This window comes from Salmonella sp. NW884 (genome assembly GCF_051700745.1).
GTDB classification, from domain to species: domain Bacteria; phylum Pseudomonadota; class Gammaproteobacteria; order Enterobacterales; family Enterobacteriaceae; genus Salmonella; species Salmonella enterica.
The window spans coordinates 21,900-43,829 of sequence record NZ_JAMMDE010000006.1; the positions used below are offsets into that span (position 1 = coordinate 21,900).

The window sequence follows — 21,930 nt, forward strand, 5'->3', positions numbered from 1 at the left end:
AGGAGGGAGACACCATGTCCTGGCAAACACATACCGTCTTTAATCAACCTGCTCCGCTCAATAACAGTAACTTATTCCTGTCTGATGGCGCGCTGTGTGAAGCGGTTTCCCGGGAAGGCGCGGGATGGGATAGCGATCTTCTCGCCAGCATTGGCCAACAACTGGGAACGGCGGAATCACTGGAGCTGGGTCGTCTGGCGAACGCGCATCCTCCTGAGTTGCTGCGTTACGATCCCCAGGGACAGCGTCTGGATGACGTTCGCTTTCACCCCGCCTGGCACCTGTTGATGCAGGGGCTTTGCGCTAATCGGGTACATAACCTGGCCTGGGAGGAAGAGGCAAGGGCGGGAAGTTTTGTCGCCCGGGCGGCGCGTTTTGTATTACATGCTCAGGTAGAAGCGGGAACACTCTGTCCTGTCACGATGACCTTTGCCGCGACACCGTTGCTATTGCAGATGCTTCCCACCACTTTCCATGACTGGCTGGCGCCGCTGCGCAGCGATCGCTACGATTCGCATTTGCTGCCGGGCGGGCAAAAACGGGGCCTGCTCATCGGCATGGGAATGACGGAAAAGCAGGGCGGATCTGACGTACTCAGTAATACGACCCACGCGGAGCGGCTGGCGGATGATTCATATCGGCTGGTGGGACATAAATGGTTTTTCTCTGTGCCGCAAAGCGATGCGCACCTCGTGCTGGCGCAGGCAAAAGGAGGACTATCCTGTTTCTTTGTGCCGCGTTTCCTGCCAGACGGGCAACGGAACTCTGTTCGTCTTGAACGCCTGAAAGATAAACTCGGTAATCGATCTAATGCCAGCGCCGAAGTCGAGTTTCAGGATGCCGTCGGCTGGCGGCTGGGAGAAGAGGGCGAAGGGATTCGGCATATCTTAAAGATGGGCGGTATGACGCGTCTTGACTGCGCGCTCGGGAGTCATGGCTTAATGCGGCGCGCATTTTCAGTCGCCATTTACCATGCTCATCAGCGTCAGGCTTTTGGTAAGCCGCTGATCGAACAACCGTTGATGCGACAAACCTTAAGTCGTATGGCGCTATGCCTGGAAGGGCAGACAGCGCTTTTGTTTCGGCTGGCGCGCGCCTGGGAGCAACGTCGCGAGGCGAAAGAGGCATTATGGGCGCGATTATTCACGCCAGCGGCGAAATTCGCCATCTGTAAGCAGGGAATCCCTTTTGTGGCTGAGGCGATGGAGGTTCTCGGCGGGATGGGGTATTGCGAAGAGAGCGAACTCCCGCGCCTGTACCGTGAAATGCCGGTGAACAGTATCTGGGAAGGTTCCGGCAATATCATGTGTCTGGATGTACTGCGGGTGCTGACAAAACAACACGGCGTCTATGACGTATTGAGTGAAGCTTTTGCGGAAGTCAAAGGTCAGGATCGCCATTACGACCGCGCGGTACGCCAGCTACAGCAACGTTTACGCAAACCGGACGAAGCAATGGGCAGAGAGATTACGCAGCAGCTTTTCTTGCTGGGGTGCGGAGCGGAAATGCTGCGTCATGCCTCGCCGCCGCTGGCGCAAGCGTGGTGTCAGATGATGCTGGATACACGCGGCGAAATGCCGCTGCTTGCCCAGGTGCAAAATGATTTACTGTTAAGGGCGACCGGGGGACTGCGGTAACGTTTGGCCTGTAGTACATGCCATCCGGCGCGAGCCACGCGGCATCAGGCATAGAGTATCGCCTGTACGCGCCAGTTATCCGACTGTTGTTCTTCATACATTTGAATAATTCTGTACCAGGACGCACCCTGTTCATCGGCTTTGAGGGCGATAATCCGCTCTACATCTTGTGGGTTTCCTGCAACATTACTGACCGAGATCAGGCCGATTTCATTCAGACCCGTTACGCAGTCAGCACTGGCGAATTCGGCAGACTGTGCCGTCGTACTCACCAGTCCGGCAGAAAGCAGCAGTGAGGATAAGGCAAGTTCTTGTTTCATCGTCAGCTCCTTATTACATACCCCGCATTTAACAGGACGCTCCATCACGGTAAACCTGTTTGTTTATTGTGCACAGGTAAACGCATAGGGGCGCAAAGCAATGTAAAACTGACTAAAAATCAATCTACTGTTATTGACGATACAAAATGGCTTGTGAATACCACTGGCCGGTTACAACCGTTTCATCAACCATTAAGATAACGTAATAATCGGCTTTCGCAGCGACGGCTTTCGCTCTGATTTCATCTATTGCATCATCCGGGGAGCCCCGAACCAGCGCGCTTACGGTCCCCATCCGCTGTAGTCCTTGCGTTTGATCGCGACGGATTTCCTGCGGGTGATCGGCGACAGGCGGCGCAGGTTGCGGCGTACCCTGCAGCACGCTACACGCGCTTAATAACAGCGCTGCTATCAATGAAGCAAACCGACGCATAACTCTATCTCGTTTCCTGATAATCATAGTGTAATGCCTTATTGATTTCCCTTTAGGGGGAATGTTCCCGAAGTGTTACCTGTCACGCGATTTTCGAATGAAAACGTTGCGAAAGCGTAACCCAGTTCTCAAACATTATGAATTATTGCGCTATCCATAAACTTGCGTTAAGTATTTCTCCGTGGCATACCGGATAAAAAGGAGAGAATAATGATAGCGATTGAAACACGACAATTAGCCGGAGGCGTCGTACTACATGCCTTCCCGGAAGGGAAACGCGCCGTGCCGCTTCCCTGTGTGGTGTTCTATCATGGCTTCACCTCCTCCAGCATGGTTTATAGTTATTTTGCCGTTGCCCTGGCACAGGCAGGATTCCGGGTAGTCATGCCGGATGCGCCGGAGCATGGCGCTCGCTTCGGCGGCGACTCACAGGGACGGATACACCGATTCTGGCAGATTCTGCACCAAAACATGCAGGAATTTACGACGTTACGTGCGGCGATTCAGGCGGAAAACTGGCTACTTGACGGGCGGTTGGCGGTGGGCGGCGCATCCATGGGCGGTATGACGGCGCTGGGCATTATGACGCGTCACCGTGAGGTAAAATGCGGGGCCAGTTTAATGGGGTCGGGCTATTTTACCGGGCTTGCCCGGACGCTTTTCCCGCCGTTATCCCCGCAGAACCCGGCACAGCAGGCGGAATTCGACAATATCATCGCGCCGCTACGTGAATGGGAAGTCACACACCAGTTGGAGCGACTGGCCGACAGGCCGCTTCTGTTGTGGCATGGTCAGGAGGATGACGTGGTGCCTGCTATCGAAACCTTCCGGCTCCAGCAGGCACTCGCCGCGGCGAAGCTGGATAAGCATGTGACCTGTTTATGGGCCGCAGGCGTGCGGCATCGCATTACGCCAGAAGCGTTGTCGGCGACGGTAGCGTTTTTCCGACAGCATCTTTAAACGCGGAGTATGCTTACACCCTGGGCTTCAAGCTGTTGCAAAACCTGCGGATTGGCATTTTTGCCGGTAATCAGCATAGCGATCTGATCGGCGCGGCTGAACAGCATTCCCGCGCGCTCGCCAATTTTACTGCTATCGACCAGCGCGACCAGTTTCCCGACGACGCTGAGCATTTTTTGTTCCGCCATGGCGGTTAGCATATCGGTTTTGTACAGGCCATCCGCAGTTAAGCCCTTTCCGCTGGTAAACATCCAGTGGCCAGCATAGAGACTATTTTCACTTCCCTGCGGGCTCAGGGTAATCGACTGGCTTTTGTTGTACTGACCCCCCATGATAATCACGCTGTCATGCTCTTGATCGATCAGATAATTCGCCAGCGGCAGATAGTTGGTAATGATCTGTACCGGCTTCCCGCACATTTCGCGCCCCAGCAGGAAAGCGGTGGAGCCGCAGTTAATCACTACGCTCTCACCCGGGTTTACCAGCTGCGACGCCGCTTTCGCGATGCGTACTTTTTCATCGTGGTTTTGCGCCTGGTGCAGATTCATCGGCGTCCAGCGGGGCCGCTGTTGGGTAATGGCCTCTGCGCCGTTGCGCACTTTTTTAAGTTTCCCGCTTTCGTCGAGCTTGTTGATGTCGCGGCGCGCCGTCGCCGGGGAGATTCCCAGACGCTCAATCACGTTTTCGACGGTAACAAAGCCCAACTGTGCCAGCATATCCAGCAGTATTTGATGTCTTTGTGCTTCAGTCATGAGCTATTCCGATACAAATTGATTTGAAAAGATGATATTTGAAATAGCCTGGAAATACTAAAGTAAATGGAAAAAATGCCGGGTAATCCCGGCATGATATCGACTCACAGGAAGGATTTGAACGGTAGATCGGGTTCAATGGTAAAGCAATCGTCAAACCCACGCGGATAGTGGTATTCGAAATTGTCTTTATCCAGCGGCCAGGTAAACTTGCCGCCAACCTGCCAGATAAACGGTTTAAAACCATACTTCAGGCGATCTTTCTTCATTTCCCATAGCACGCGGATCTCTTGCGGATCGGCCTGGAAGTTCGACCAGATATCGTGATGGAACGGGATCACCACTTTGGTATTCAGCGATTCCGCCATGCGTAAAATATCCGCGCTGGTCATTTTGTCCGTAATACCGCGCGGGTTTTCACCGTAAGAACCGAGCGCGACATCAATTTGATGTTCGTTACCGTGTTTCGCGTAGTAGTTGGAATAGTGAGAATCGCCGCTGTGATAGAGATTGCCGCCCGGCGTTTTAAACAGATAGTTAACCGCGCGTACATCCATGCCGTCCGGCAGTACGCCAGCAGCTTTCTGATCGGCGGGCAGGGTGATTAATGCAGTGCGGTCAAAGGCATCAAGCGCATGAATTTCAATATCTTTCACTTTCACGACATCGCCCGGTTTTACCACGATGCAGCGTTCTTTCGGCACGCCCCAGCCAACCCACAAATCCACGCAGGTCTGCGGGCCGATAAACGGAACATCATCGGCGCAATTCTGCATTACGGCAGCCGCGACATTGACGTCAATGTGATCGTTATGGTCGTGGGTCGCCAGTACGGCGTCAATCTGACGGATAGCGAAAGGATCGAGAACAAACGGCGTGGTGCGCAGGTTAGGCTGTAATTTTTTGACGCCAGCCATACGCTGCATCTGATGGCCGGTTTTCATCAACGGATTACCGTGGCTCTGTTTACCGGTACCGCACCAGAAATCGACGCATACGTTAGTGCCGCCTTCAGATTTTAGCCAGATCCCGGTACAGCCCAGCCACCACATAGCGAACGTACCCGGCGCGACCTGCTCTTGTTCAATCTCTTCGTTCAGCCAGCTTCCCCACTCCGGAAACGTGCTCAGAATCCATGATTCACGCGTGATGCTTTGTACTTTACTCATCGCATTTACCTTCATGTTTGTTCAAAATGGTTCAAAACGTGATTTGTTTTGATTAATCCTGACACTATTTTCTCAAGAAGGCAATGGGCTATTTTTTGACTTTTTGGCAGGAGAGAACGCAGTCAGGAGAAGATTTAATCTTGTCTGGCGTCATGTGAATGTTGGCATCTTTATGATTTTACTTATTTTAATGAAAAAATGAGTTACCTATAAGTAAACCATGTATTAAGTGTGCTAATTATTTGCGCGCTACGTCACATTTAATCAAATTTAATCTTGTTGTGATTACTTTTGAAAATTAAAGTGAAGGGACATTATCCTGAGCGCCTGTGACTCAGCAACCTTATCTGCCGGAGATCGTTATGGAGATCCTCTACAACATCTTTACCATTTTCTTTAATCAGGTAATGACTAATGCCCCGCTATTACTGGGTATTGTGACCTGCCTGGGCTATATCCTGTTGCGCAAAAGCGTCAGCGTGATCATCAAAGGGACGATCAAAACCATCATTGGCTTCATGCTGCTACAGGCCGGGTCCGGCATTCTGACCAGCACCTTTAAACCGGTGGTGGCGAAAATGTCTGAGGTTTACGGCATCAACGGCGCGATTTCCGATACCTATGCTTCGATGATGGCAACGATCGAACGGATGGGCGATGCGTATAGTTGGGTAGGCTATGCGGTGTTGCTCGCGCTGGCGCTGAATATTTGTTACGTCTTATTGCGACGCATTACCGGTATTCGCACCATCATGTTGACCGGGCACATCATGTTCCAGCAGGCGGGGCTGATTGCGGTCTCTTTCTATATCTTCGGTTATTCCATGTGGACCACCATTATCTGCACGGCGATACTGGTTTCCCTGTACTGGGGGATTACCTCCAACATGATGTACAAGCCGACTCAGGAAGTGACGGACGGCTGCGGTTTCTCCATCGGTCACCAGCAGCAGTTTGCTTCCTGGATTGCCTATAAAGTCGCGCCGTTCCTGGGCAAAAAAGAGGAAAGCGTTGAAGACCTCAAACTGCCGGGCTGGCTGAACATTTTCCATGACAACATCGTCTCCACGGCGATTGTAATGACCATCTTCTTTGGTGCCATTCTGCTCTCCTTTGGTATCGATACCGTACAGGCGATGTCGGGTAAAACCCACTGGACAATCTATATCCTGCAAACCGGTTTCTCCTTTGCGGTGGCGATCTTCATCATCACCCAGGGCGTGCGTATGTTTGTGGCTGAACTCTCTGAGGCCTTTAACGGTATCTCCCAGCGTCTGATTCCGGGCGCAGTACTGGCGATTGACTGCGCCGCTATTTATAGCTTCGCGCCGAACGCGGTGGTCTGGGGCTTTATGTGGGGCACCATCGGTCAGCTGATTGCGGTTGGCATCCTGGTTGCCTGCGGCTCCTCGATCCTGATTATTCCTGGCTTTATCCCGATGTTCTTCTCTAACGCCACTATCGGCGTGTTCGCTAACCACTTCGGCGGCTGGCGTGCGGCGCTGAAGATTTGTCTGGTGATGGGGATGATCGAAATCTTTGGTTGCGTCTGGGCGGTGAAACTCACGGGGATGAGCGCCTGGATGGGTATGGCGGACTGGTCGATTCTGGCACCGCCGATGATGCAGGGCTTCTTCTCCCTCGGTATCGCCTTTATGGCCGTCATCATTGTAATTGCACTGGCTTATATGTTCTTCGCTGGCCGCGCACTGCGCGCAGAAGAAGATGCAGAAAAACAACTGGCAGAACAGTCTGCTTAATAAGGAGTTTTGATTATGACCGTACGTATTCTGGCTGTGTGTGGCAACGGACAGGGCAGTTCCATGATCATGAAAATGAAAGTGGACCAGTTTTTAACCCAATCAAACATTGACCACACGGTAAACAGCTGCGCGGTTGGCGAGTACAAAAGCGAGTTGAGCGGCGCGGATATCATCATCGCTTCTACCCATATTGCAGGCGAAATCAGCGTGACGGGCAACAAATATGTGGTTGGCGTGCGCAACATGCTATCGCCCGCAGACTTCGGCCCGAAACTGCTGGAAGTGATCAAAGAACATTTCCCGCAAGACGTGAAGTAAGGATGCAACATGAAATTACGTGATTCACTGGCGGAGAATAATTCTATCCGCCTGCAGGCTGAAGCTAATACCTGGCAGGAAGCCGTAAAAATTGGTGTGGATTTGCTGGTGGCGGCGGACGTTGTCGAGCCGCGTTACTACCAGGCGATTCTCGATGGCGTGGAACAGTTCGGCCCTTATTTCGTTATCGCTCCGGGGCTGGCAATGCCGCACGGGCGTCCGGAAGAGGGCGTGAAGAAAACCGGTTTCTCACTGGTGACGCTGAAAAAGCCGCTGGAGTTCAACCACGAAGATAACGATCCGGTCGATATTCTGATCACCATGGCGGCGGTTGATGCCAACACTCACCAGGAAGTGGGCATCATGCAGATCGTCAACCTGTTTGAAGACGAAGCTAATTTTGACCGTTTACGCGCCTGCCGTACCGCGCAGGAAGTCCTGGATCTCATTGACCGCACCAACGCGGCAGCTTAAGAAGGAATTGAACATGTCATTACCGATGTTGCAAGTCGCGCTGGACAACCAGACTATGGATAGCGCCTACGAAACCACTCGCCTGATTGCCGAAGAAGTCGACATTATCGAAGTGGGCACCATTCTGTGCGTGGGCGAAGGCGTGCGTGCGGTTCGCGATCTGAAAGCGCTTTACCCGCACAAAATCGTGCTGGCAGATGCCAAAATTGCCGATGCGGGCAAAATCCTTTCTCGTATGTGCTTCGAAGCCAACGCAGATTGGGTGACCGTGATTTGCTGTGCGGATATCAACACCGCGAAAGGCGCGCTGGATGTGGCAAAAGAGTTTAACGGCGACGTGCAGATTGAACTGACCGGTTACTGGACCTGGGAACAGGCGCAGCAGTGGCGCGATGCGGGCATTCAGCAAGTGGTTTACCACCGCAGCCGCGACGCGCAGGCCGCAGGCGTGGCGTGGGGTGAAGCGGATATTACTGCGATTAAACGGCTGTCCGATATGGGCTTTAAAGTGACCGTGACCGGCGGACTAGCGCTGGAAGACCTGCCGCTGTTCAAAGGCATTCCGATCCATGTCTTTATTGCTGGCCGCAGCATTCGCGATGCTGAATCGCCGGTAGAAGCCGCACGGCAGTTCAAACGCTCCATTGCCCAACTGTGGGGCTAAGGAGCGGCTATGCTGTCGAAACAAATTCCGCTCGGCATCTATGAAAAAGCTCTCCCTGCCGGGGAGTGCTGGCTGGAACGCCTGCGGCTGGCGAAAACGCTGGGTTTTGACTTCGTTGAAATGTCGGTGGACGAGACCGACGCCCGACTGGCGCGGCTCGACTGGAGTCGCGAGCAGCGCCTGGCGCTGGTGAGCGCGGTTGCTGAAACCGGCGTGCGCGTGCCGTCCATGTGTCTGAGCGCGCATCGTCGTTTTCCGCTCGGTAGCGAAGATGACGCGGTACGGGCGCAGGGGCTGGAGATTATGCGTAAAGCGATTCAGTTTGCGCAGGACGTCGGGATTCGCGTCATTCAACTGGCGGGGTACGACGTTTACTATCAGCAGGCCAACGACGAAACGCGTTGCCGCTTCCGCGATGGGTTAAAAGAGAGCGTTGATATGGCTAGCCGCGCCCAGGTGACGCTGGCGATGGAGATCATGGATTACCCATTGATGAATTCCATCAGTAAAGCGCTAGGCTATGCTCACTACCTCAATAACCCGTGGTTCCAGCTCTATCCGGATATCGGCAATCTGTCGGCGTGGGATAACGACGTACAGATGGAGCTACAGGCGGGAATCGGGCATATCGTCGCGGTACACGTCAAAGATACTAAACCCGGCGTGTTCAAAAATGTGCCGTTTGGCGAAGGCGTTGTCGATTTCGAACGCTGCTTCGAAACGCTCAAACAGAGTGGTTATTGCGGGCCCTATCTGATTGAGATGTGGAGCGAAACAGCAGAGAACCCGGCGGCAGAAGTGGCGAAAGCGCGTGACTGGGTGAAAGCGCGCATGGCCAAAGCAGGCATGGTGGAGGCGGCATAATGCAAAAGCTCAAGCAGCAGGTATTTGACGCTAACATGGATTTGCCCCGTTATGGACTGGTGACGTTTACCTGGGGCAACGTCAGCGCTATCGATCGCGAACGCGGGCTGGTGGTGATTAAGCCAAGCGGTGTCGCCTATGAAACCATGAAGGTAGATGACATGGTGGTGGTGGATATGGATGGCAAAGTGGTGGAGGGACGTTATCGTCCTTCTTCCGATACCGCTACCCATCTGGCGCTGTATCAACGCTATCCGTCGCTTGGCGGCGTCGTTCATACCCATTCAACCCACGCCACGGCATGGGCGCAGGCGGGGATGGCTATTCCGGCGCTCGGTACCACGCACGCGGACTATTTCTTTGGCGATATTCCTTGTACCAGGGCGTTAAGCGAAGAAGAAGTGCAGGGCGAGTACGAGCTGAACACTGGTAAGGTGATCATCGAAACGCTGGGCGAGGTGGAACCGCTGCATACGCCAGGCATTGTCGTGTATCAACACGGGCCGTTCGCCTGGGGGAAAGATGCGCACGATGCGGTACATAACGCGGTGGTCATGGAGGAAGTGGCGCGAATGGCGTGGATTGCGCGCGGTATTAACCCTGGCCTCAACCCCATCGACGATTATCTGATGAATAAACACTTCATGCGTAAGCATGGCCCGAATGCGTATTACGGGCAGAAGTGAAGTATGAGCTCCGGAATGTGAATATTATCGGGATGTCACAGGTCTAATTCCGGAGCCATCTTTCCGCGAAAAAAGCCCCCTGTTCAGGGGGCAAATCAACTATGGCTTTTTCGTTGGTTTTCCTGATGCTAGCGATAAATATTCGCGCTGGCGTGTATATTGCCATTGCTACCCGGTTCCCGGATAAGTATGACGTGATAATACATTGCGTTTCGCACGTCGGCCTCTTCATTCAGCGCCAGATTGGCTTCACTTTCCGTGGCGAAGTTGTGGTTGATGTAGATTACGCCTAAGCTGCGCACATCATCCATATTTCTGGCCTGATGATTATTTAACTCGATGGCTGCCGTTGCCGTTACGCCAGGCAAAAGCGCAGCCAGAAATAACATTATCCGGGCTCGCATAGAGTACCTCCTCAGCCGCGCGGTCTGGTTGGCGATATCCCCTTTTAGTGAATCGCTTCTGGTTTAATTTTAACCATAACCCGCCGCAGAGATGGCGACCTTTTCTGATGCTGTTGTTCAAAAAATTATCGTATTGTCGTTTTTTATCTGATTAACAACCCATTGATGTATGCCGCTATGTTTAAGAAACCCTGTATGGCAAAAAAGCGCGCTGACCACAGTGTCAATTTCTCTGCCGCAACAGGCCGTTTATAGTGGCATGCGATATGAAGTTAATATCTCAGCAGCAAAATGCGACGGGACAGGCGTTACGTTCGGCACGATAAATAATTGTACAATCACCTTGAGTTTGCCCGCAGGCGCCAGTATTATAACGCGTCATTTTTCAGCCGACCTTTAACACGTTCCTTGCCTCCATGGGCCGCGGCTGACCCAGACAGGAGGCTGAATAATCCGTAAGGAGCAATTCGATGCGTCATTACGAAATCGTTTTTATGGTCCATCCTGACCAGAGCGAACAGGTTCCGGGCATGATCGAGCGTTACTCTGCCGCCATCACTGGCGCAGAAGGCAAGATCCACCGTCTGGAAGACTGGGGCCGCCGTCAGCTGGCTTACCCGATCAACAAACTGCACAAAGCGCACTACGTTCTGATGAACGTTGAAGCGCCGCAGGAAGTGATCGATGAGCTGGAAACTACCTTCCGCTTCAACGATGCCGTTATCCGCAGCATGGTTATGCGTACTAAGCACGCTGTTACCGAAGCATCTCCGATGGTTAAAGCGAAAGACGAGCGCCGTGAGCGTCGCGATGATTTCGCTAACGAAACCGCAGATGATGCTGAAGCTGGGGATTCTGAAGAGTAATTTCTGATGACCAACCGTCTGGCGTTGTCCGGCACCGTGTGCAGGGCCCCCCTTCGAAAGGTCAGTCCATCAGGAATTCCGCATTGCCAGTTCGTGCTTGAGCATCGTTCTGTGCAAGAGGAAGCCGGCTTTCACCGGCAGGCGTGGTGCCAAATGCCCGTTATTGTTAGCGGACACGAAAACCAGGCCATTACTCACAGTATAACGGTCGGCAGCCGCATAACCGTTCAGGGGTTTATTTCTTGCCACAAGGCAAAGAACGGTCTGAGCAAAATGGTTCTGCATGCCGAGCAGATTGAATTGATAGATTCTGGAGACTAGCCATATGGCACGTTATTTCCGTCGTCGCAAGTTCTGCCGTTTCACCGCGGAAGGCGTTCAAGAGATCGACTATAAAGATATCGCTACGCTGAAAAACTACATCACCGAAAGCGGTAAGATTGTCCCAAGCCGTATCACCGGTACCCGTGCAAAATACCAGCGTCAGCTGGCTCGCGCTATCAAACGCGCTCGCTACCTGTCTCTGCTGCCGTACACTGATCGCCATCAGTAATCGGTCACGGTCCATTAATACGACTTTGAGAGGATAAGGTAATGCAAGTTATTCTGCTTGATAAAGTAGCAAACCTGGGTAGCCTGGGTGATCAGGTTAACGTTAAAGCGGGCTATGCTCGTAACTTCCTGGTACCACAGGGTAAAGCTGTTCCGGCTACCAAGAAAAACGTTGAATACTTCGAAGCACGTCGCGCTGAACTGGAAGCTAAACTGGCTGACGTTCTGGCTGCTGCAAATGCACGCGCAGAGAAAATCAACGCCCTGGAAACCGTTACTATCGCGTCTAAAGCAGGCGACGAAGGTAAACTGTTCGGTTCCATCGGTACTCGCGACATCGCTGACGCTGTGACTGCAGCTGGCGTTGACGTGGCTAAGAGCGAAGTTCGTCTGCCGAACGGCGTTCTGCGTACCACTGGCGAACACGAAGTGAACTTCCAGGTTCACAGCGAAGTATTCGCAAAAGTTATCATCAACGTGGTTGCTGAGTAATCAGTCATTCTCGTTTTTGCTAGCAACAAAACGTCGGCCCAGCGCCGGCGTTTTGCTTTTTTAACTCCATCGCTTTTCGACTGGCTATCTCCCCCTCTTTTCGCGATAATTAAAAATAAAACATTATTTTAATTTCTTGGTGAAAGAATGGATACCCAACGCCAGGCCTCCCCGTTTGCCCGCAAAAACGTCGTTTATGTGTGTGCCGCATTTTGTTGCCTGCTATGGGGCGGCGCTTATCCAGCCATCAAAAGCGGTTATGACCTCTTTCAGATAGCCACCGACGATATCCCTTCTAAAATTGTTTTTGCTGGTTATCGTTTTTTGTTTGCGGGTGGGTTGCTGCTACTGTTCGCGCTGCTTCAGCGTAAACCGATTGGTCGGTTTCGTCCGCGCCAGTTTGCTCAGTTGACGTTACTGGGGCTGACCCAGACGTCGCTGCAATATCTCTTTTTCTATATCGGCCTTGCGTTCACCTCCGGCGTGAAAGGCTCAATCATGAACGCGACAGGCACATTCTTCAGCGTATTGCTGGCGCACTTTATTTATCAGAACGACCGATTGAGCTACAACAAAACGCTCGGCTGTATTCTGGGCTTTGCGGGCGTCATGGTGGTGAACGTCAGCAACGGCCTGGATTTCAGCTTTAATCTGCCGGGAGAAGGCTCCGTGGTGCTGGCGGCGTTTATTCTTTCTGCGGCCACGTTGTATGGCAAACGTCTCTCGCAGACGGTCGATCCGATGGTCATGACTGGCTATCAATTGGGGATTGGCGGTCTGGTACTGGTCTTTGGCGGTTACGTTTTTGGCGGTACGCTGACGATACATGGCTTCTCGTCGGTGGCGATTTTAGTCTACCTGACGCTGCTCTCGTCGGTCGCTTTTGCGCTATGGAGCATTTTACTCAAATATAATCGCGTGGGGATGATTGCGCCGTTTAACTTTCTGATCCCGGTTTCCGGCGCGGCTCTTTCGGCTATTTTTCTCGGCGAGAATATATTGGAGTGGAAATACATGATTGCGCTGGTGCTGGTGTGTTCGGGGATTTGGTGGGTGAATAAGGTGAAGCGGTAATGCTTCACCTGAACGAATAGGGTATAGGCGGGGTAAGGCGTAGCCGGCGTTACTGTGCGCGAATAAAACTGCCGTCAGGCTGACGCGTAAACAGCACCTGTTGACCGTTATCACCATCTATCGTTAAACCTGTCACCACCCCGCTGACATTCTGGCGAATTTTAATCATTTGACCATTTTTGAGATTACTCAGCGGTTTGCCAGCGCCTTCTACCTGCGCCATTGCATAAACGTCTGTCGGGGGCAGCCCGTGGTCACGGAACAGTTGCGCCAGAGTTTTACCAGACTCTACCCGGTACGAGCGCCACTGTTGACCGATGCCGCTATCCTGCTGGAAAGGCTGCGTCTGCGGCTGGTTTTGTTCTTCCGGCTGGCCTTCCTGGATAGGTTCCGGCGCAACGGGCGCCACCTGATCCGGATCGTTTTGCGGCGCGACCAGCTGCGCCTGAAGCTGGGCCTCCGTCGGCGGCTGTGATTGCGATTGCAGATCCAATTGCGCTTCCCGCGTGACGACAGGCGAGTCGCTGGTCTCGCTGGCGGGCAGCAGGAAACCGATCACCAGCACGATAGCGGCAATGATAATGCCACGACGATGCATAGGCGGCAGCGGCTCCATGATGCGAAAATTATCCGGCGCGTGCCAGATTTTCGCCAGGGTTGGTTTTAATTCAAAGCGCCCGGGCATGGTTTACCTCCTGCTCCGCATCTCGTTCCTTAATCATAGAGTATAGATGGCTAACGCTATGATACTGGTAGTGCTATCCGCTTTCGTGACATCAATACGGATAATCTATTGTTTCTTTTTCCCTGCGATTTGTCATCCTCCCTGAGACAAAGTTTTACCAGAAGAAGCGTGGCTGTTATGCTGCCCGCTACTTTTTTGATATCCGATGAAGGAAAAATAATGGCCACCCCGACTTTTGACACTATTGAAGCGCAAGCGAGCTACGGCATTGGTTTGCAGGTAGGGCAGCAGCTCAGCGAATCCGGTCTTGAAGGGCTATTGCCTGAAGCGCTGGTTGCAGGTATTGCTGATGCGCTGGAAGGTAAACACCCGGCGGTTCCTGTTGATGTGGTGCATCGTGCGCTGCGTGAAATTCATGAGCGTGCGGACGCGGTGCGTCGTGAGCGTTTCAAAGCAATGGCGGCCGAAGGCGTGAAATACCTGGAAGAAAACCGCGAAAAAGACGGTGTGAACAGTACTGAATCTGGTTTACAGTTCCGCGTTCTGACGCAGGGCGAAGGCGCGATTCCGGCGCGTACCGACCGTGTACGCGTGCATTACACCGGTAAGCTTATTGATGGCACCGTATTTGACAGCTCCGTCGCGCGCGGCGAACCGGCTGAATTCCCGGTAAATGGCGTGATCGCCGGCTGGATTGAAGCGCTGACTCTGATGCCGGTAGGTTCCAAATGGGAACTAACTATTCCACAGGAGCTGGCCTATGGCGAGCGTGGGGCCGGGGCATCTATTCCGCCATTCAGCACCCTGGTGTTTGAAGTGGAACTGCTGGAAATTCTCTAAGCGCCCCTAGTTTGCCGGATGGCGGCGTAAAGGCCTTATCCGGCAACCCTGACTTCAGTAGATGCCAATATTTTATTTTGCAAATGGCGTCGTTACGTGTATTTTTGTGAGCTAATTCGCATTATCAAAGTGATATAACACTCATTTTAAACATAAAATTAACATTGTATTTGAATCTGAGTATTCATCCCGCCGATTCTTACCTAATATCGATGAGTCCTGATAACAGGATCGTCGTATCATAGACCAAAGGCCGTAGAGCCCGCACAACACAGACAGGTACAGGAAGAAAAACATGGTAGATCAGGTAAAAGTCGCAGCCGACGAACAGGCTCCGGCTGAACAGTCGCTACGGCGCAATCTTACAAACCGTCATATACAGCTTATCGCTATTGGCGGCGCTATTGGTACCGGTCTGTTTATGGGATCGGGTAAAACGATCAGTCTCGCCGGACCGTCGATCATTTTTGTGTATATGATCATCGGTTTTATGCTTTTTTTCGTGATGCGCGCCATGGGGGAATTGCTGCTCTCGAATCTGGAATATAAATCGTTTAGCGATTTTGCTTCCGACCTGCTTGGCCCCTGGGCGGGATATTTCACCGGCTGGACGTACTGGTTTTGCTGGGTAGTGACCGGTATGGCTGACGTGGTGGCGATTACCGCCTACGCGCAGTTCTGGTTTCCCGGCCTTTCCGATTGGGTCGCCTCGCTGGCGGTAGTGGTCCTGCTGCTAAGCCTCAACCTCGCCACCGTTAAAATGTTTGGTGAAATGGAATTTTGGTTTGCTATGGTCAAAATCGTCGCCATCGTGGCGTTGATTGTGGTCGGGTTGGTGATGATTGCGATGCACTTTAAATCGCCGACCGGCGTTGAAGCGTCTTTCGCGCATCTGTGGAATGACGGCGGCTGGTTCCCGAAAGGTATTAGCGGGTTCTTTGCCGGTTTCCAGATTGCGGTGTTCGCCTTCGTGGGCATTGAGCTGGTCGGTACTACCGCCGCAGAAACTAAAGATCCGGAAAAATCGCTGCCGCGCGCGATCAACTCAATACCGATCCGTATCATCATGTTCTACGTCTTTGCGCTGATTGTCATTATGTCGGTGACGCCGTGGAGTTCCGTGGTGCCGGATAAGAGCCCGTTTGTTGAGCTGTTTGTACTGGTGGGTCTGCCTGCCGCCGCGAGCGTGATCAACTTTGTTGTGCTGACCTCGGCGGCGTCTTCCGCCAACAGCGGCGTCTTCTCGACCAGCCGTATGCTGTTTGGCCTGGCGCAAGAAGGCGTGGCGCCAAAAGCGTTCGCTAAGCTATCGAAACGCGCGGTACCGGCGAAAGGCCTGACCTTCTCCTGTATCTGCCTGCTGGGCGGCGTGGTTATGCTGATGGTCAACCCGAGCGTGATTGGCGCATTCACCATGATCACTACGGTTTCGGCCATCCTGTTTATGTTTGTCTGGACCATCATTCTGTGTTCATACCTGGTGTACCGCAAAAAGCGTCCCCACCTGCATGAAAAATCCATCTATAAGATGCCGCTCGGTAAGCTGATGTGCTGGGTCTGCATGGCGTTCTTTGCGTTCGTGCTGGTATTGCTGACGCTGGAAGATGATACGCGCCAGGCGCTGATCGTGACGCCGCTGTGGTTTATCGCGTTGGGTCTGGGCTGGCTGTTGATAGGTAAGAAACGGATGGCGGGAATGCGTTAATTGTTTTGCCCGGTGGCGCTGGCGCTTACCGGGCTTACAGCGTAGCGTTGATTTGGAGGCCGGATAAGGCGCCGTTTACAGCCGCCATCCGGCAAAATGCCCGGCTGGCGATTATTCTCCGGCCAGTGCGCGTGGGAACAGCACGTTATTCTCCAGGCTGATGTGCTCCATCAGATCATCAATCATCTCATTAATGCCGTTATACATCGTTTTCCAGGTGGTGCAGGCTTCTGGCGGCGGCGTTACATTTTGGGTGACGTGTTTGATGACGTCTACCAGCTCTCCCGCCTCGTCATGCTCGCTTTCCATTACGCTTATCGGGCCCGTTGCCTGGCGACCCATACCCTGTTTGATCATGGGGAACAGGATCTGTTCTTCTTTCATCATATGGCTGGAAAGCTCTTCATGCAGCGCGGTGAGATATTTTGTCAGGCCGCGTGGGACGTTTGGCTTATCCGCGTGAACGCGTTCCACTTTGGTTGCCTGCAGGATAAGCTCCGGCAGTTGTTCGCGGTGTCGATCATGATAGCGCACAACGATATGGTCAATAATGTCCGCCAGCGGAACGGCGCGCCAGTCTTTTTCGATGGGCTGTTCAGCCAATTGCGCCAGTTGCGCTTCAATGATGTCAATATCGACGTCGTGACGCGCGGCGGCGCGCGCCAGCGTCTGTTTTCCACCGCAGCAGTAATCCATATCGTACTGGCGAAACAGCGCCGATGCGCGGGGAATAGAGAGCGCCAGTTCGCCTAAAGGTTGATCGCGATAAGCCATAGCCGTTACCTCATTTGCAATAATATAAGTTGTATTTTAAGTGCATCTTTAAGGCGAGGCTATAACTCTTTCGGGGTGCGTATAATTTAAGCGAGTATGAAATTAGCGTTCCGTGACCGGAACGACGGTCGCTTTTTCCGGTTTCGCTCTCACGGCAATGACCACGCCCGCCACCAGGAGCGCAATGCCGCTTAACGTCAGGAATGGCGGGATTTCCTGGCGCAGAATGAAGGTATAGAGCAGTCCTGCCAACGTTTCAAAAACAATCAGCGGCCCTAAAATAACGGTTGGCAATTTTTGGCTGGCGATATTCCAGCACAACGCGCCCACCCAGGAACACAGCACCGCGATGGCGATCATCAGACCGATAAACAGCGCGGGATGCGGGCCAAAGGGCAGGGTAAACATCGGGTTCTGGATACTCAGCCACAGACAGGTTGCCGCATAGCCGATTAACGAGACCGGCAGCGTAACCAGCGCCTGCGCCGTTGCCCACATCATGGGATGTTTGTCGGGATTTTCCCGCAGCCAGCGGGCGTTGCGCAGCGCATACCATGCCCAGCACGCTACGGAAATCAGCGCCAGCACAATGCCTGAACCATAGCGCCAGCCGCTAACATCGGACAATCCCTGGCTAAGTTCAGCAATATTGACGCACAGCAGGCCAAAACCGATAAGCGCCAGCGCGGGCGCTAAACGCCGCCAGGATAATCTGCCGTCTCGTTGGCTATAGAGAACGTTAGCGAAAAGCGGAATGACGACCGGCAATGTCCCGATGATCATCGTCGAAACCGGCGCGCCGGTTCGCTGAATGGCGCTGGCGAGGCAGGCGTAATAGATTACATTGCCCATCAGAGTCAGCGACAGGGCGGTGAACCAGTCTTTGCGCGTCAACTGGCGTAACCGCGTGCGGCCTAACCAGGCAATTGGCAGGGCAATCAGCCCCAGCACCAGATAGCGTCCCATTGACTGTAAGAGGGCCGGGTAATCCGGCACGATTAACGGGCCGACGAAAATCAATCCCCACATTAGCCCTGCCAGCAGGGCGTATAGCACGCCGCTAATCATCAGATTCTCCTCATAAACCGTTCCGTCATTATCTGAGATGGTCTATGAGGATGCTACATAAATTAACTAAATTTTAACACTTACAGTACGGAGCGAAGGCTTTCTGTGAGCGTCGTCGTCGGGCGACCGATGAGTTTACGCAGCGTATGGCTGTCATCAAACAGGCCGCCTTTCGCCGCGCCAGCGTCAGAATTGGCCAACATATCCGCCAGTCCGTCAGGCAGGCCTGCGCCTTTCAGCGCGGCGGCAAAATCGACTTCGCTCAGGTTCTGGTAGACGATTTTTTTTCCGCTTTGATGAGTAAGTTCATCCGCCAACTGGCTTAATGTCCAGGCGTCATCACCCGCCAGTTCGTAGACATTCCCGGCGTGACCCTCTTCACGGATGACGCGCGCGGCGGCGGCGGCATAGTCAGCGCGCATTGCGGAGGCGATTTTCCCTTCTCCCGCCGCGCCAATAAAGACGCCATGCTTCAGCGCGGCAGGGACGCTCGCCAGGTAGTTTTCCGTATACCAGCCGTTACGTAATAGCGTGTGAGGAATACCTGACTCAGCCAGCATCTTTTCCGTTTCAATATGTTCATCGGCGAGCGCCAGCGGCGATTTATCCGCATGTAGCAGGCTGGTATAGGCGATGAATTTCACCTTCGCGGCAATGGCGGCCTGAATGACGTTGCGGTGCTGCGCGGTGCGTTGTCCCACTTCGCTGGATGAAATGAGCAGCAGTTTATCAACGCCCTGTAAGGCGGTGGTCAGCGCGGCTTCGTTAGCGTAATCCGCCTGGCGAACGGCAATCCCGCGCTGACTGAGCGGGGCGGCTTTTTTCGGGTTACGGACGATCGCGACGAGGTGGCTGGCGGGCGTCGTTTTTAGCAGGTTTTCAATAACGTGTTGGCCCAGTTGGCCCGTTGCGCCAGTGATAGCAATCATGGTGAACTCCTCAGTGTTGGTCTTGTGTTTTATTACGCTACCACCTAAACTTACTTTTAGTAAGTACGTACAAAAAGGTAAGTATCAATGCGCGCTCATACTCTTTCCCGGCAGTTGCGTGAAGGCAATCTCTTTGCTGAACAGTGCCCGTCCCGTGAGGTGTTAAAACATGTCACCAGTCGCTGGGGCGTACTGATTCTGGTGGCGTTACGCGACGGTACACACCGTTTTAGCGACCTGCGCCGCAAGATGGGAGGCGTGAGTGAAAAGATGCTGGCGCAGTCGTTACAGGCGCTTGAACAGGACGGATTTCTTAACCGGGTGTCATATCCAGTTGTTCCGCCGCATGTGGAGTACAGCCTGACGCCGCTTGGCGAGCAGGTGAGTGATAAAGTCGCCGCGCTGGCGGACTGGATAGAACTGAATTTGCCGCAGGTATTGGCGCAGCGGGAGCGTTTATCAGATGGCGGCTAGCGCTTTATTCGGCCTGCCAGTCAGGCCGAATAAACGCAGCGCCATACGGGACTCACGTTACTTGCTCAAATCCACCTGATAAATGGCAAAACCGATATCATCGACACCAACCTTTTTCATCGGATACTGCCCTTTCTCTTTAATGAAGGCCGCGGCTTTATCGCCTGGCGATGTTTCAAAGCGGATATCCAGCGCCGTATCGCTGTGGATTGGCGCCAGACGCCAGTTATTATCCGCCGCCGGATGGATTTCGCCCGCGCGTTTTGACTCTGCGCCAATCCATGCCGCCAGCACGGCGCGATTTTCATCCGGAGACGCAAAGGCGATATGGCTGTCGCCCGTGCCGGCAAACTTGCCGCCGTAAGCGCGATAGTTATTCGTGGCGACCAGGAACGTAGCGTTCGGGTCGACAGGCTTACCGTTAAAGGTCAGGTTTTTAATACGTTCCGCCTGCGGATTCACCATCTGGCATTCGCCATCATAGCGGGCGGGCTGTGACACATCGATTTGATAATTCACGCCGTCAATGACATCGAAATTATAGGTGCGAAAGCCATCCCAATTGATCAACGATTGCGGTTTGTTGCTGTGAATATCAATCTGATTAAACTGTCCGGCAGAACATTCCAGCCACTCTTTTACCTCTTTGCCGCTGGCTTTTACCACCACCAGCGTATTCGGATAGAGATAAAGATCGGCGGCGTTACGGAAGGTCAACTGGCCTTTTTCCACCTCGACAAAGCTGGCAGGATCGTTCTTACGCCCGCCAACTTTAAACGGCGCGGCGGCGGACAGCACCGGCAGTTTCGCCAGATCCGGATCGCCCTGAATAAAGTGTTCCACATACGCTTTTTGCGCGTTATTCACCACCTGTACGGTAGGATCGTCCTGCACCAGAGCAAGATAACTGTACATATTATCGGCGGACTTGCCGATGGGCTTGCTGACAAACTCGCGGGTGGCATCGTGATCGGCTTTCAGAATACCGACCAGCTTACTATCTTCCGCCGCCAGCGACTTTTTAGCGGCGGCGTCGTAAATAGGCCGCGCTTCCGCTTTCGCCTGCGTAACCTGCCATTTGCCGCTGTCGTTGTTGAGTACCAGATCGACCACTCCCAGATGGTCGCCCCACATGCCAGGCATTACCGCAGGAATGCCGTTAAGTGTACCTTTGGCGATATCCGCGCCTTTGATGTCGGCAAAATCTTTACCGGGGAAGACGGCATGAGCGTGGCCAAACATAATCGCGTCGACGCCGGGAACTTCGCTGAGGTAATAAACCGAGTTTTCCGCCATGCTGTGGTACGGATCGGCAGAAAGGCCTGAATGAGCAATGACTACCACGATATCAGCGCCTTTCTCGCGCATTTCGGGCACATATTTCCGGGCGGTTTCCGTAATGTCATTGACGGTAACTTTGCCGCTCAGGTTCGCTTTATCCCAAATCATGATTTGCGGCGGAACAAAGCCGATATAGCCGATTTTCAGAGTTTGCGGGTTGCCGTCTTTATCAATAACGCTCGTCTCTTTAATCAGATAAGGCGTAAAGAGCGGCTTTTGGGTTTTAACGTCGATAATATTGGCGTTAACATAAGGGAATTTCGCGCCAGCCAGCGCGTTATGCAGATAGTCCAGACCATAATTAAACTCATGGTTGCCGAGGTTTCCAACCGCGTAATCCAGAGTGTTGAGCGCTTTATAGACCGGGTGAACGTCACCGTCTTTGAGCCCTTTTGCCGCCATATAATCGCCCAGAGGGCTCCCCTGAATCAGGTCGCCGTTATCCACCAGCACGCTGTTTTTGACTTCATTTCGGGCGGCATGAATCAAACTTGCGGTACGTACCAATCCGAATTTTTCGGTTGCGGTATCCTTGTAATAATCGAAATCCATCATGTTGCTATGTAAATCAGTAGTTTCCATGATACGGAGATCGACGGTGGCCGCATTCACGCTGGCGGCGATCAGCGTAGCCAGAAGCGTTGCACTAAACTTAATCATCAGAGGCACCTTTTAAGAACGCAATA

Annotated in this window: 27 protein-coding genes; 17 read left to right on the forward strand and 10 right to left on the reverse strand. The window is 53.1% G+C overall.

What is annotated here, in order from left to right:
* Window positions 1–14: 14 nt before the first annotated feature.
* Complete coding sequence (locus NA197_RS14295) at window positions 15–1,637, forward strand: isovaleryl-CoA dehydrogenase (RefSeq protein ID WP_064043015.1); 1,623 nt, start codon at window positions 15–17, stop codon at window positions 1,635–1,637.
* Between the two features lie 44 nt (window positions 1,638–1,681).
* On the opposite strand, the gene yjfN is transcribed toward NA197_RS14295, so the two are convergent.
* Together yjfN and bsmA are read right to left on the reverse strand one after the other, a co-directional pair.
* Window positions 1,682–1,957 (reverse strand): DUF1471 family protease activator YjfN, encoded by a 276-nt coding sequence (gene yjfN / locus NA197_RS14300; protein WP_001518964.1) that lies wholly within the window; start codon window positions 1,955–1,957, stop codon window positions 1,682–1,684.
* A gap of 130 nt (window positions 1,958–2,087) precedes the next feature.
* Entirely contained in the window at window positions 2,088–2,417 is a 330-nt protein-coding gene (bsmA, locus tag NA197_RS14305) for a biofilm peroxide resistance protein BsmA (RefSeq protein ID WP_000586836.1), read from the reverse strand.
* Window positions 2,418–2,600: 183 nt separating this feature from the next.
* Here bsmA and yjfP point away from each other — a divergent pair, with 183 nt between their 5' ends.
* Complete coding sequence (gene yjfP, locus NA197_RS14310) at window positions 2,601–3,350, forward strand: esterase (RefSeq protein WP_058116279.1); 750 nt, start codon at window positions 2,601–2,603, stop codon at window positions 3,348–3,350.
* Here the strand turns inward: yjfP and ulaR are convergent.
* Window positions 3,347–4,102, reverse strand: coding sequence for an HTH-type transcriptional regulator UlaR (gene ulaR, locus NA197_RS14315; protein ID WP_000133618.1), 756 nt, complete (start codon window positions 4,100–4,102; stop codon window positions 3,347–3,349). The genes yjfP and ulaR overlap by 4 nt on opposite strands.
* A 104-nt stretch (window positions 4,103–4,206) precedes the next feature.
* On the reverse strand, window positions 4,207–5,271 hold the full coding sequence (gene ulaG, locus NA197_RS14320; RefSeq protein ID WP_000049161.1) for an L-ascorbate 6-phosphate lactonase: 1,065 nt from the start codon (window positions 5,269–5,271) through the stop codon (window positions 4,207–4,209).
* Between the two features lie 362 nt (window positions 5,272–5,633).
* Between ulaG and ulaA the strand changes: the two genes are divergently transcribed.
* Genes ulaA through NA197_RS14350 form a run of 6 tightly spaced genes read left to right on the forward strand, consistent with a single transcriptional unit; the run spans window position 5,634 to window position 10,040 of the window.
* Window positions 5,634–7,031, forward strand: a complete 1,398-nt coding sequence (gene ulaA, locus NA197_RS14325) for a PTS ascorbate transporter subunit IIC (RefSeq protein WP_064043016.1) — start codon at window positions 5,634–5,636, stop codon at window positions 7,029–7,031.
* Between the two features lie 15 nt (window positions 7,032–7,046).
* Window positions 7,047–7,352, forward strand: coding sequence for a PTS ascorbate transporter subunit IIB (gene ulaB, locus NA197_RS14330; protein ID WP_000218358.1), 306 nt, complete (start codon window positions 7,047–7,049; stop codon window positions 7,350–7,352).
* A 9-nt stretch (window positions 7,353–7,361) separates the two neighbouring features.
* The gene (gene ulaC / locus NA197_RS14335) at window positions 7,362–7,826 is read left to right on the forward strand and encodes a PTS ascorbate transporter subunit IIA (RefSeq protein ID WP_000776531.1); all 465 of its coding nucleotides are present in this window, start codon (window positions 7,362–7,364) and stop codon (window positions 7,824–7,826) included.
* Between the two features lie 13 nt (window positions 7,827–7,839).
* Window positions 7,840–8,490 carry a 3-keto-L-gulonate-6-phosphate decarboxylase UlaD gene (gene ulaD, locus NA197_RS14340; protein ID WP_000056761.1) on the forward strand — a complete coding sequence of 217 codons (651 nt, stop codon included), beginning with the start codon at window positions 7,840–7,842 and terminating at the stop codon, window positions 8,488–8,490.
* Window positions 8,491–8,499: 9 nt separating this feature from the next.
* Entirely contained in the window at window positions 8,500–9,354 is an 855-nt protein-coding gene (gene ulaE / locus NA197_RS14345; protein ID WP_000949529.1) for an L-ribulose-5-phosphate 3-epimerase UlaE, read from the forward strand.
* The gene (locus NA197_RS14350; protein WP_001170772.1) at window positions 9,354–10,040 is read left to right on the forward strand and encodes an L-ribulose-5-phosphate 4-epimerase; all 687 of its coding nucleotides are present in this window, start codon (window positions 9,354–9,356) and stop codon (window positions 10,038–10,040) included. Before ulaE ends, NA197_RS14350 begins: the two co-directional genes overlap by 1 nt.
* Window positions 10,041–10,168: 128 nt before the next feature.
* Here NA197_RS14350 and yjfY read toward each other — a convergent pair whose 3' ends face one another.
* A complete protein-coding gene (yjfY, locus tag NA197_RS14355; protein WP_023226968.1) occupies window positions 10,169–10,444 on the reverse strand; it encodes a DUF1471 family protein YjfY in 276 nt (91 codons plus the stop codon).
* Between the two features lie 169 nt (window positions 10,445–10,613).
* Here yjfY and NA197_RS14360 point away from each other — a divergent pair, with 169 nt between their 5' ends.
* The 6 genes from NA197_RS14360 to NA197_RS14385 all read left to right on the forward strand — a co-directional run bounded on the left by NA197_RS14360 (window position 10,614) and on the right by NA197_RS14385 (window position 13,428).
* Window positions 10,614–10,844: a hypothetical protein gene (locus NA197_RS14360; RefSeq protein ID WP_024148172.1), complete on the forward strand. Its 231-nt coding sequence runs from the start codon at window positions 10,614–10,616 to the stop codon at window positions 10,842–10,844.
* 70 nt (window positions 10,845–10,914) lie between these two features.
* Window positions 10,915–11,310, forward strand: coding sequence for a 30S ribosomal protein S6 (gene rpsF / locus NA197_RS14365; protein WP_001216673.1), 396 nt, complete (start codon window positions 10,915–10,917; stop codon window positions 11,308–11,310).
* A gap of 6 nt (window positions 11,311–11,316) precedes the next feature.
* Window positions 11,317–11,631: a primosomal replication protein N gene (priB, locus tag NA197_RS14370; RefSeq protein WP_001519453.1), complete on the forward strand. Its 315-nt coding sequence runs from the start codon at window positions 11,317–11,319 to the stop codon at window positions 11,629–11,631.
* 4 nt (window positions 11,632–11,635) lie between these two features.
* Window positions 11,636–11,863: a 30S ribosomal protein S18 gene (rpsR, locus tag NA197_RS14375; protein ID WP_000135199.1), complete on the forward strand. Its 228-nt coding sequence runs from the start codon at window positions 11,636–11,638 to the stop codon at window positions 11,861–11,863.
* 41 nt (window positions 11,864–11,904) lie between these two features.
* A complete protein-coding gene (rplI, locus tag NA197_RS14380; RefSeq protein WP_001196065.1) occupies window positions 11,905–12,354 on the forward strand; it encodes a 50S ribosomal protein L9 in 450 nt (149 codons plus the stop codon).
* 147 nt (window positions 12,355–12,501) lie between these two features.
* Window positions 12,502–13,428 (forward strand): DMT family transporter, encoded by a 927-nt coding sequence (locus NA197_RS14385; protein WP_023226969.1) that lies wholly within the window; start codon window positions 12,502–12,504, stop codon window positions 13,426–13,428.
* Window positions 13,429–13,477: 49 nt separating this feature from the next.
* Here the strand turns inward: NA197_RS14385 and NA197_RS14390 are convergent, their stop codons facing one another.
* Window positions 13,478–14,113, reverse strand: coding sequence for a LysM-like peptidoglycan-binding domain-containing protein (locus NA197_RS14390; RefSeq protein WP_023226970.1), 636 nt, complete (start codon window positions 14,111–14,113; stop codon window positions 13,478–13,480).
* Window positions 14,114–14,332: 219 nt separating this feature from the next.
* Here NA197_RS14390 and fklB point away from each other — a divergent pair, with 219 nt between their 5' ends.
* Window positions 14,333–14,953, forward strand: coding sequence for an FKBP-type peptidyl-prolyl cis-trans isomerase (fklB, locus tag NA197_RS14395; RefSeq protein WP_000235161.1), 621 nt, complete (start codon window positions 14,333–14,335; stop codon window positions 14,951–14,953).
* Between the two features lie 295 nt (window positions 14,954–15,248).
* Window positions 15,249–16,658: a D-serine/D-alanine/glycine transporter gene (gene cycA / locus NA197_RS14400; RefSeq protein ID WP_023217940.1), complete on the forward strand. Its 1,410-nt coding sequence runs from the start codon at window positions 15,249–15,251 to the stop codon at window positions 16,656–16,658.
* Between the two features lie 111 nt (window positions 16,659–16,769).
* Here the strand turns inward: cycA and ytfE are convergent, their stop codons facing one another.
* From ytfE to NA197_RS14415, 3 genes are all read right to left on the reverse strand, one after another.
* Window positions 16,770–17,432 (reverse strand): iron-sulfur cluster repair protein YtfE, encoded by a 663-nt coding sequence (gene ytfE, locus NA197_RS14405; RefSeq protein ID WP_023226971.1) that lies wholly within the window; start codon window positions 17,430–17,432, stop codon window positions 16,770–16,772.
* Window positions 17,433–17,534: 102 nt separating this feature from the next.
* Window positions 17,535–18,500 carry a DMT family transporter gene (locus NA197_RS14410; protein WP_371062074.1) on the reverse strand — a complete coding sequence of 322 codons (966 nt, stop codon included), beginning with the start codon at window positions 18,498–18,500 and terminating at the stop codon, window positions 17,535–17,537.
* Window positions 18,501–18,580: 80 nt separating this feature from the next.
* A complete protein-coding gene (locus tag NA197_RS14415) occupies window positions 18,581–19,429 on the reverse strand; it encodes an SDR family oxidoreductase (RefSeq protein WP_000560616.1) in 849 nt (282 codons plus the stop codon).
* A gap of 87 nt (window positions 19,430–19,516) precedes the next feature.
* Between NA197_RS14415 and NA197_RS14420 the strand changes: the two genes are divergently transcribed.
* Window positions 19,517–19,903, forward strand: coding sequence for a winged helix-turn-helix transcriptional regulator (locus NA197_RS14420; protein ID WP_001201297.1), 387 nt, complete (start codon window positions 19,517–19,519; stop codon window positions 19,901–19,903).
* A gap of 57 nt (window positions 19,904–19,960) precedes the next feature.
* On the opposite strand, the gene NA197_RS14425 is transcribed toward NA197_RS14420, so the two are convergent.
* Window positions 19,961–21,904, reverse strand: coding sequence for a bifunctional 2',3'-cyclic-nucleotide 2'-phosphodiesterase/3'-nucleotidase (locus tag NA197_RS14425; protein ID WP_048590413.1), 1,944 nt, complete (start codon window positions 21,902–21,904; stop codon window positions 19,961–19,963).
* Window positions 21,905–21,930: the final 26 nt, after the last annotated feature.

What these genes read in the sequence shown, in the direction of transcription:
- NA197_RS14295 (WP_064043015.1), top strand. Translation starts at nt 15, where the DNA reads ATGTCCTGGCAAACACATACCGTCTTTAATCAACCTGCTCCGCTCAAT.
- yjfN (WP_001518964.1), bottom strand. Translation starts at nt 1,957, where the DNA reads ATGAAACAAGAACTTGCCTTATCCTCACTGCTGCTTTCTGCCGGACTG.
- bsmA (WP_000586836.1), bottom strand. Translation starts at nt 2,417, where the DNA reads ATGATTATCAGGAAACGAGATAGAGTTATGCGTCGGTTTGCTTCATTG.
- yjfP (WP_058116279.1), top strand. Translation starts at nt 2,601, where the DNA reads ATGATAGCGATTGAAACACGACAATTAGCCGGAGGCGTCGTACTACAT.
- ulaR (WP_000133618.1), bottom strand. Translation starts at nt 4,102, where the DNA reads ATGACTGAAGCACAAAGACATCAAATACTGCTGGATATGCTGGCACAG.
- ulaG (WP_000049161.1), bottom strand. Translation starts at nt 5,271, where the DNA reads ATGAGTAAAGTACAAAGCATCACGCGTGAATCATGGATTCTGAGCACG.
- ulaA (WP_064043016.1), top strand. Translation starts at nt 5,634, where the DNA reads ATGGAGATCCTCTACAACATCTTTACCATTTTCTTTAATCAGGTAATG.
- ulaB (WP_000218358.1), top strand. Translation starts at nt 7,047, where the DNA reads ATGACCGTACGTATTCTGGCTGTGTGTGGCAACGGACAGGGCAGTTCC.
- ulaC (WP_000776531.1), top strand. Translation starts at nt 7,362, where the DNA reads ATGAAATTACGTGATTCACTGGCGGAGAATAATTCTATCCGCCTGCAG.
- ulaD (WP_000056761.1), top strand. Translation starts at nt 7,840, where the DNA reads ATGTCATTACCGATGTTGCAAGTCGCGCTGGACAACCAGACTATGGAT.
- ulaE (WP_000949529.1), top strand. Translation starts at nt 8,500, where the DNA reads ATGCTGTCGAAACAAATTCCGCTCGGCATCTATGAAAAAGCTCTCCCT.
- NA197_RS14350 (WP_001170772.1), top strand. Translation starts at nt 9,354, where the DNA reads ATGCAAAAGCTCAAGCAGCAGGTATTTGACGCTAACATGGATTTGCCC.
- yjfY (WP_023226968.1), bottom strand. Translation starts at nt 10,444, where the DNA reads ATGCGAGCCCGGATAATGTTATTTCTGGCTGCGCTTTTGCCTGGCGTA.
- NA197_RS14360 (WP_024148172.1), top strand. Translation starts at nt 10,614, where the DNA reads ATGCCGCTATGTTTAAGAAACCCTGTATGGCAAAAAAGCGCGCTGACC.
- rpsF (WP_001216673.1), top strand. Translation starts at nt 10,915, where the DNA reads ATGCGTCATTACGAAATCGTTTTTATGGTCCATCCTGACCAGAGCGAA.
- priB (WP_001519453.1), top strand. Translation starts at nt 11,317, where the DNA reads ATGACCAACCGTCTGGCGTTGTCCGGCACCGTGTGCAGGGCCCCCCTT.
- rpsR (WP_000135199.1), top strand. Translation starts at nt 11,636, where the DNA reads ATGGCACGTTATTTCCGTCGTCGCAAGTTCTGCCGTTTCACCGCGGAA.
- rplI (WP_001196065.1), top strand. Translation starts at nt 11,905, where the DNA reads ATGCAAGTTATTCTGCTTGATAAAGTAGCAAACCTGGGTAGCCTGGGT.
- NA197_RS14385 (WP_023226969.1), top strand. Translation starts at nt 12,502, where the DNA reads ATGGATACCCAACGCCAGGCCTCCCCGTTTGCCCGCAAAAACGTCGTT.
- NA197_RS14390 (WP_023226970.1), bottom strand. Translation starts at nt 14,113, where the DNA reads ATGCCCGGGCGCTTTGAATTAAAACCAACCCTGGCGAAAATCTGGCAC.
- fklB (WP_000235161.1), top strand. Translation starts at nt 14,333, where the DNA reads ATGGCCACCCCGACTTTTGACACTATTGAAGCGCAAGCGAGCTACGGC.
- cycA (WP_023217940.1), top strand. Translation starts at nt 15,249, where the DNA reads ATGGTAGATCAGGTAAAAGTCGCAGCCGACGAACAGGCTCCGGCTGAA.
- ytfE (WP_023226971.1), bottom strand. Translation starts at nt 17,432, where the DNA reads ATGGCTTATCGCGATCAACCTTTAGGCGAACTGGCGCTCTCTATTCCC.
- NA197_RS14410 (WP_371062074.1), bottom strand. Translation starts at nt 18,500, where the DNA reads ATGATTAGCGGCGTGCTATACGCCCTGCTGGCAGGGCTAATGTGGGGA.
- NA197_RS14415 (WP_000560616.1), bottom strand. Translation starts at nt 19,429, where the DNA reads ATGATTGCTATCACTGGCGCAACGGGCCAACTGGGCCAACACGTTATT.
- NA197_RS14420 (WP_001201297.1), top strand. Translation starts at nt 19,517, where the DNA reads ATGCGCGCTCATACTCTTTCCCGGCAGTTGCGTGAAGGCAATCTCTTT.
- NA197_RS14425 (WP_048590413.1), bottom strand. Translation starts at nt 21,904, where the DNA reads ATGATTAAGTTTAGTGCAACGCTTCTGGCTACGCTGATCGCCGCCAGC.